General features: G+C 73.6%; 8 protein-coding genes. 5 read left to right on the top strand and 3 right to left on the bottom strand.

Annotated features, from left to right (window positions below; all coding sequences use genetic code 11):
* Positions 1-72: 72 nt before the first annotated feature.
* The 3 genes from ACFWEJ_RS26705 to ACFWEJ_RS26695 all read right to left on the bottom strand — a co-directional run bounded on the left by ACFWEJ_RS26705 (position 73) and on the right by ACFWEJ_RS26695 (position 2,196).
* Entirely contained in the window at positions 73-717 is a 645-nt protein-coding gene (locus tag ACFWEJ_RS26705; protein WP_377232202.1) for an SDR family oxidoreductase, read from the bottom strand.
* A gap of 45 nt (positions 718-762) precedes the next feature.
* Positions 763-1,569 carry an SDR family NAD(P)-dependent oxidoreductase gene (locus ACFWEJ_RS26700; RefSeq protein WP_377232201.1) on the bottom strand — a complete coding sequence of 269 codons (807 nt, stop codon included), beginning with the start codon at positions 1,567-1,569 and terminating at the stop codon, positions 763-765.
* 129 nt (positions 1,570-1,698) lie between these two features.
* Complete coding sequence (locus ACFWEJ_RS26695) at positions 1,699-2,196, bottom strand: pyridoxamine 5'-phosphate oxidase family protein (RefSeq protein WP_377232200.1); 498 nt, start codon at positions 2,194-2,196, stop codon at positions 1,699-1,701.
* Positions 2,197-2,284: 88 nt separating this feature from the next.
* On the opposite strand from ACFWEJ_RS26695, the gene ACFWEJ_RS26690 reads away from it, so the two are divergent.
* The 5 genes from ACFWEJ_RS26690 to ACFWEJ_RS26670 all read left to right on the top strand — a co-directional run bounded on the left by ACFWEJ_RS26690 (position 2,285) and on the right by ACFWEJ_RS26670 (position 5,661).
* A complete protein-coding gene (locus ACFWEJ_RS26690) occupies positions 2,285-3,373 on the top strand; it encodes a phosphotransferase family protein (RefSeq protein ID WP_377232199.1) in 1,089 nt (362 codons plus the stop codon).
* Positions 3,374-3,468: 95 nt separating this feature from the next.
* Positions 3,469-3,633: a hypothetical protein gene (locus tag ACFWEJ_RS26685; protein WP_377232198.1), complete on the top strand. Its 165-nt coding sequence runs from the start codon at positions 3,469-3,471 to the stop codon at positions 3,631-3,633.
* A complete protein-coding gene (locus ACFWEJ_RS26680; protein ID WP_377232197.1) occupies positions 3,633-4,340 on the top strand; it encodes a DsbA family oxidoreductase in 708 nt (235 codons plus the stop codon). The genes ACFWEJ_RS26685 and ACFWEJ_RS26680 overlap by 1 nt, the downstream gene beginning before the upstream one ends.
* The gene (locus tag ACFWEJ_RS26675; protein ID WP_377232196.1) at positions 4,337-4,912 is read left to right on the top strand and encodes a TetR/AcrR family transcriptional regulator; all 576 of its coding nucleotides are present in this window, start codon (positions 4,337-4,339) and stop codon (positions 4,910-4,912) included. Before ACFWEJ_RS26680 ends, ACFWEJ_RS26675 begins: the two co-directional genes overlap by 4 nt.
* Positions 4,913-4,950: 38 nt before the next feature.
* Positions 4,951-5,661 carry a haloacid dehalogenase type II gene (locus ACFWEJ_RS26670; protein WP_377232195.1) on the top strand — a complete coding sequence of 237 codons (711 nt, stop codon included), beginning with the start codon at positions 4,951-4,953 and terminating at the stop codon, positions 5,659-5,661.
* Positions 5,662-5,749: the final 88 nt, after the last annotated feature.

The raw sequence follows: 5,749 nt of genomic DNA, 5'->3' as shown, positions 1-5,749 counted from the left end.
TTTCTTGTCTTTGCGGAGCCGCAAAGACAAGAAACCCGGGCCTCAAAGGGAAGTTGCGGAGCCGGCGGGAGGTCAGCCCGCGATCGCCTCCGCGATCGGCGTGCCGCCGTTGCCGAACGCGATGGTGCGCCCCACGGTGCCGTCGTCGAGCAGGACCGCGGCGATCACCCCGGCGACGTCGGCGCGCGCGACCCGCCCGACACCCGGGTCGGCCACCTCGATGAGACCCGTCGGCTCGTCCAGCGTGAGCGGTCCGGGCTGGAGGATCGTGTAGTCGAGTCCCGTGCCGCGCAGGTGCTCGTCGGCCGCCGTCTTCGCCTCCGCGTAGGCGAAGAACGAGTTGTCCTCGGGCACGCCGTGGTCGGGGCCCGCGCCGAGGTAGGACACCATCACGTAGCGTGCGACGCCCGCCGCCTTCGCGGCGTCCATCGACCGGATCGCGGCGTCGCGGTCGACGGCGTAGGTGCGCGCCGGGTTGCCGCCGCCGGCACCCGCCGACCAGACCACGGCGTCCTGGCCGCGCAGCAGGTCCGTGAGGCCCGCGGTGTCGAGCTGCTCGACGTCGGCGACCAGCGGCGTCGCCCCCGTGGCCGCGACCTCCTCCTGGTGGTCCGGGTTGCGGAAGACGCTGGTGACCTCGTCACCCCGCTCGACGAGCAGGGGCGCGAGGCGCAGCGCGATCTTTCCGTGGCCGCCGATGATGAGAACGCGGGACATGGTGCTTCCTTCCGTCAGGGTCCGCTCCAGGCTATGCCGGAACCCTCACAGGTACGGCCGCAGCGCCCCGAAGGCGTAGTCCATGAGCGCCCGCCCGAGCCGGGCGTCCCGCGCCTGGGCGCTGGGCTCGACCAGCTCGCCGTCGTCGAAGTAGTCGCCCGCGCGGACGGGCCCCGTGACCGCGGCCAGGACGTTGTCGGCCCCGTGCCGCACCGACACCCCGCCGACGCTGAACATCGCGTGCAGCAGCGGCGTGCTGATCACGCCGGGGCTGAGGCTCACGGGTGTGACGCCGTTGCCGGCCAGCCGGTCCGCGAGCCACCGGGTGTACAGGATGATCGCGAGCTTGGAGCGGGCGTAGGCCCGGACGGCGTCGTAGCCGCGCTCCAGCTCGATGTCCGCCAGGTCGAGCTCGGTCATCTCGTGCGTGGCCGACGCGAGGTTGACCACGCGGGCGTCGTCCGCGAGCGCCGGCAGCAGCCGCTCGGTGAGGAGGACCATCGCGAGGAAGTTCACCTGGAGCGTGCGTTCGTGCTCGTCCTTCGTGACCTGGCGGGTGGTCGCCCCGGGGACGCCCGCGTTGTTGACGACGGCGTCGATCGGTCCCGCGGCCAGCGCGGCCATGGTGGCGGCGGCGTCGGCGACGTCCGCGAGCGACTCGAAGTCGCACTGGACGTAGCGGACCTCCGCGGCCCCCTCGGTGAGCACGTGGAGCGCCGGGCGCACCATGGCCTCCGGCTCGGGGCCCTGGACGATCACCTGCCGGACGCGGCCCACGAGGTCACGCGCGGTCTGGAGCCCGATGCCACCGGTCGCACCGGTGACGATCACGGTCGATTTCTCGGAGATCATGCCGCTCCTCGTGGGTCACCTGCGACGAGCGTAAGCAGGCGAGCGGCCGGTGGTAACCCCCGTTTAGCCGGTTTCACCCGGTGCGTCCGGACGCGGCCGGGATGCACCACCTCGGTGCCGCGTCCGCCGTCACGCCCCCTGGCGCTCGGCCTGCCTCCGGACCAGCTCCTCGACGGCGGAGGGCAGCGTCGTCTCGAAGTCGATCAGCTTCGCCCAGGTCGGGGTCACCACGACCCGGACCATGCCGTCGTAGAGCGAGCGCACGCCGACCTCCCACTCGGCGCGCTGCTCCGGCGTCATCTCGTAGCTGGTGTTCGCCTCCAGGTACTCGTCCGGGATGCCGTCGACGACGTCCAGCTCGGCCCGGCCGCGGACCAGCAGGATCCTGGGCGGGTGCACCTCGGTGTCGATCGTCAGGGCGACCATGGGGTTCGCCCGCAGGTGCGGGAGCTTGGGCGCGTTCGTCGAGGTGCACATCACGATCTCGGTGCCGTTCCAGGAGAACCCGATCGGCACGGTGCGGGGCGTGCCGTCCGTGGCGACGTACGCGAGGCGCGTGATGTCGCGGGCCAGCAGCTCCTGGCTGAGCGGCCGGTTCAGGATCTCGGTGACCTCGTTCGCTTCCATCGGTATCACTCCAAGCATTCGCGCTGCCCGTGTGGCTGCTGGTATCCCTGGGACGGAGCCGCCGCCACGTTCTCGACATCGAGGGAAGATGATGAACGCACCTGGCCTGCCCGACGCCGAGACGATCGAGACCGTCCTGAAGTCCCGGGAGGGCGCCTGGGGTCCCGGGGCGCGCGTCCTGTCGGTGCGCGACCTGTCGCAGGGCCTGAGCCGGGCCGCCGTGCTCCGGGTCTGCGTGGCGGTCCCGCACGCGGAGCCGTCCGCCTGGATCGTCAAGGTCCCGGGCTGGGGCCAGCCCTCCCTGCTCGACTCGCGCGACGGCGGGCTGGACCACCGCGAGGCCCGCTTCTTCCGGAGCGGCGTCCCGGGCCTCCTCCCCCGCGGCACGACGACGCCGCCCCATGTCACCGTGGTCGGGCACAACGGGCTCGACTGGATCGTCATGCGCGACGTCGACGCCGTGCTGCAGCAGAGCTGGACGCCCGCCGCCGCGACGATCGCCGCCGAGCGGGCCGCGCTGCTCCACGTGCCCGGCGACCTGGAGCCCGGCCTGCTCGGCGCCCCCTGGCTGGAGACCGCGGGCTACGCCGCCTACGCCCACCACGTGCCGGTCGGGCACGACAACCTCGACGCCCTGCCCGGCGACCCGCGGCTGCGGAACCTGTTCACCCCCGAGCAGGTCGACGCGCTGCACGCCGGGCTGGACGCCGCGGACGAGCTCGCGGCGCGCGCGGCGGAGCTGCCGACCACCCTCGTCCACGGCGACCTCACGCCCCGCAACGCGGGCCTGACCGCCGACGGCGCCCTGGTGCTCATCGACTGGGAGCACGTCGGTGTGGGGCCGGTCGGCTACGACCTCGGCACGTTCGTCTCCATGTACCGGGCTTTCGGTGGCCACGGCGAGCTGGACGAGCCGGCCGTCCTCGACGTCTACGCCGAGGCCGTGAGCGCCCTGGCGGGCACCAACCTGCGCCCGGCCGCCGCCCTCGGCTTCGCCGTCGCCCACCTCACGTGGGGGCTGCACCTGCGGCTCGGCCCGGGGCTGACCGCCGTCCGCCAGGGCCTGAACAGCCACGCCCCGGCGCGGCTCGCCGCGCACCTCGACGACATCCGGTCGGGGTGCCTGCGCGCGCTGTCCTGGGCGCCGGTGACCCAGGCCGTCACGGCAGGCCGCTGAGGGGGCGAGCCCGGCCGTGATCTGTCGGTCACACTGCTCGCGAACCCCGTGACGGAAGTTGACGGGGGGTTCAAGTTAGACCTACCGTCCTTGGCATGACAACGAGTGACACGGTCGCCGAGGCGACCCCGGTGGTCGAGACCCCGGCGGAGGTGACCCCCGGCGCCGTCGACGGCGCCCCGGCCGCCCCCTCCCCGTTCGAGCTCCTGCCCGCGGGCGACGCGTTCGGCGTCTGCTCCGTGGACGGGGTGTGCTCCTGATGGCCGGTGCGTTCGGCCGGGCCGCCGACAAGCTCGTGATCGACGTCTGGAGCGACGTCATGTGCCCGTTCTGCTACATGGGCGACGCGCTCTTGGAGCAGGCCCTGGAGCAGTTCCCGCACTCCGCCCAGGTCGAGGTGCGCTACCACAGCTTCCTGCTGATGCCGCAGCTCACCGGCGACGTGCCGATCGACCTCATGGACCTGCTGGTGGCCGAGAAGGGCTTCCCGCGCGAGCAGGCGGCGGCCATGCACGAGCAGATCTCGGAGCGCGGCCGGCAGCTCGGCCTGGACTACCGCTTCGAGCAGGCGAAGGCCGTGGGCACGCGCACGGCACACCAGCTCAGCCACTTCGCGGCGGGTCACGGCAAGCAGCACGAGATGGTCCAGCGGCTGTTCCGGGCCTACTTCACCGACGGCCTGAACGTCGCGGACCACCAGGTCCTGGGCGACCTGGCCGCCGAGGTCGGCCTGGACCGCGACGCCGCCCTCGCGGCCCTCGCCTCCGAGGAGTTCGCCGGCGCCGTCGAGGCCGACATCCAGCAGGCCCGGCAGTACGGGATCCAGGGCGTGCCGTTCTTCGTGTTCGCCGGCAAGTACGCGGTCTCCGGCGCGCAGCCGGTGGAGTCCTTCCTGCGGACGCTGGAGACGAGCTGGAACGAGACGGTGGGCTCCCCCGCCGCCGCCGGGGCCGGGACCGCTCGATGACCTCGGACCCGCCGCGGCTCCGCGCCGACGCGCGGCGCAACGTCGAGGGCATCCGGCTGGCCGCCCTCGACGTGTTCCGCGCGGGCGGGCTGAACAGCCCGCTGGACGAGGTGGCGCGGGCCGCGGGGGTCAGCAAGGGCACGATCTACCACCGCTTCGGGGGCCGGCAGGGCCTGATCGACGCGGTGGTCGAGGAGCTGTTCGCCGAGCGCATCACCGGGATCATCACCGAGGTCGGCGCCATCGAGGACCCGGTCGAGCGGTTCGATGGCTACCTGCGGCGCATCTGGCTGCTCGCGTTCGACGAGCCCGCGGCCAACGACGTGCTGCTGCGCGCCCAGCCCGGGTCCGGCACGCTGACCGCGCTGTGCGAGCGCGCCAGCAAGGCCGCCGCGGGATTCCTCGCCGGCGCACAGGCGACCGGGGCGATCCGGGCCGACCTCACGCCGGACGACGTCTACGTGCTGATCTGGGAGCGCGGCATCATCGCCCGCGCCAGCGAGGAGCAGCACCGCGACGGCTACATCCGCAGCTTCGAGCACACCCTGCGGGGGCTGCGCAGCACCCCGTAGCCCTCAGGGCTTCGACGTCGGCGGCTAGCGTGGGGCTCATGCAGCCTGCGGAGATGCGGACAGCCCGGCCGGTCGTCGTCCTCGACGTGCTCGGCACCCTCGTGGACCAGGCCGGGAGCCTGCGACGGCAGGTCGCCGAGGCGGCGGGAATCGACGCCGACGGCGCGGCGGACGTCGTCGGGCGCTGGCTCGACCACGTCGCCGCGCAGGAGCGGGCGATCATCGCGGGCCGCCGGCCGTTCGCGCCCAGCCACGAGCTCGACCGCGAGGCCCTCGACACGCTGGTCCGTGAGCGCCTGCTCCCGCCCGACGCCGCCACCACGCTGGCCGACGCCGCGGAACGGCTGGAGCCCTGGCCTGACACGGTGGCAGGCGTCGACCGGCTCGCCGCCGACGTCACGGTGCTCGGCCTCTCGAACGCGAGCCGCCGCGCCCTGGCCGGGCTCGGCGCGAACGCCGGGCTGCGGTGGCACCGGGTGCTCTCCGCGGAGGACGCCGGCACGTACAAGCCGGCCCCGGGGATCTACGAGCTGGCGCTGCGCAGCGCGCCTGCGACGTCGGGCACGCCGGTCATGGTTGCCGCGCACGCCTGGGACCTGCGCGGTGCCGCGGCCGTGGGCCTGCGCACGGCGTACGTGCCCCGGCCCGACGGCGACGCGCCCGGCCCGGACGACACGTTCGACCTGTACGCGACCGATCTCCGGGACCTGCACGCCCAGCTCCTGAATGGTGGCGCCGGCACGCCCTGACGCAGCCCGCCGGGTCGGCACCCCGCAGCTGGGTCGGCAGCCAGCGGCCAGGTCGGCACTTTGCATCGAGGTCGGCACAGGCCTGTGC

Origin of the sequence: Promicromonospora sp. NPDC060204, from assembly GCF_042728455.1 — a bacterium.
Taxonomy (GTDB): domain Bacteria; phylum Actinomycetota; class Actinomycetes; order Actinomycetales; family Cellulomonadaceae; genus Promicromonospora.
This window is presented reverse-complemented; position numbering and strand designations above follow the sequence as displayed.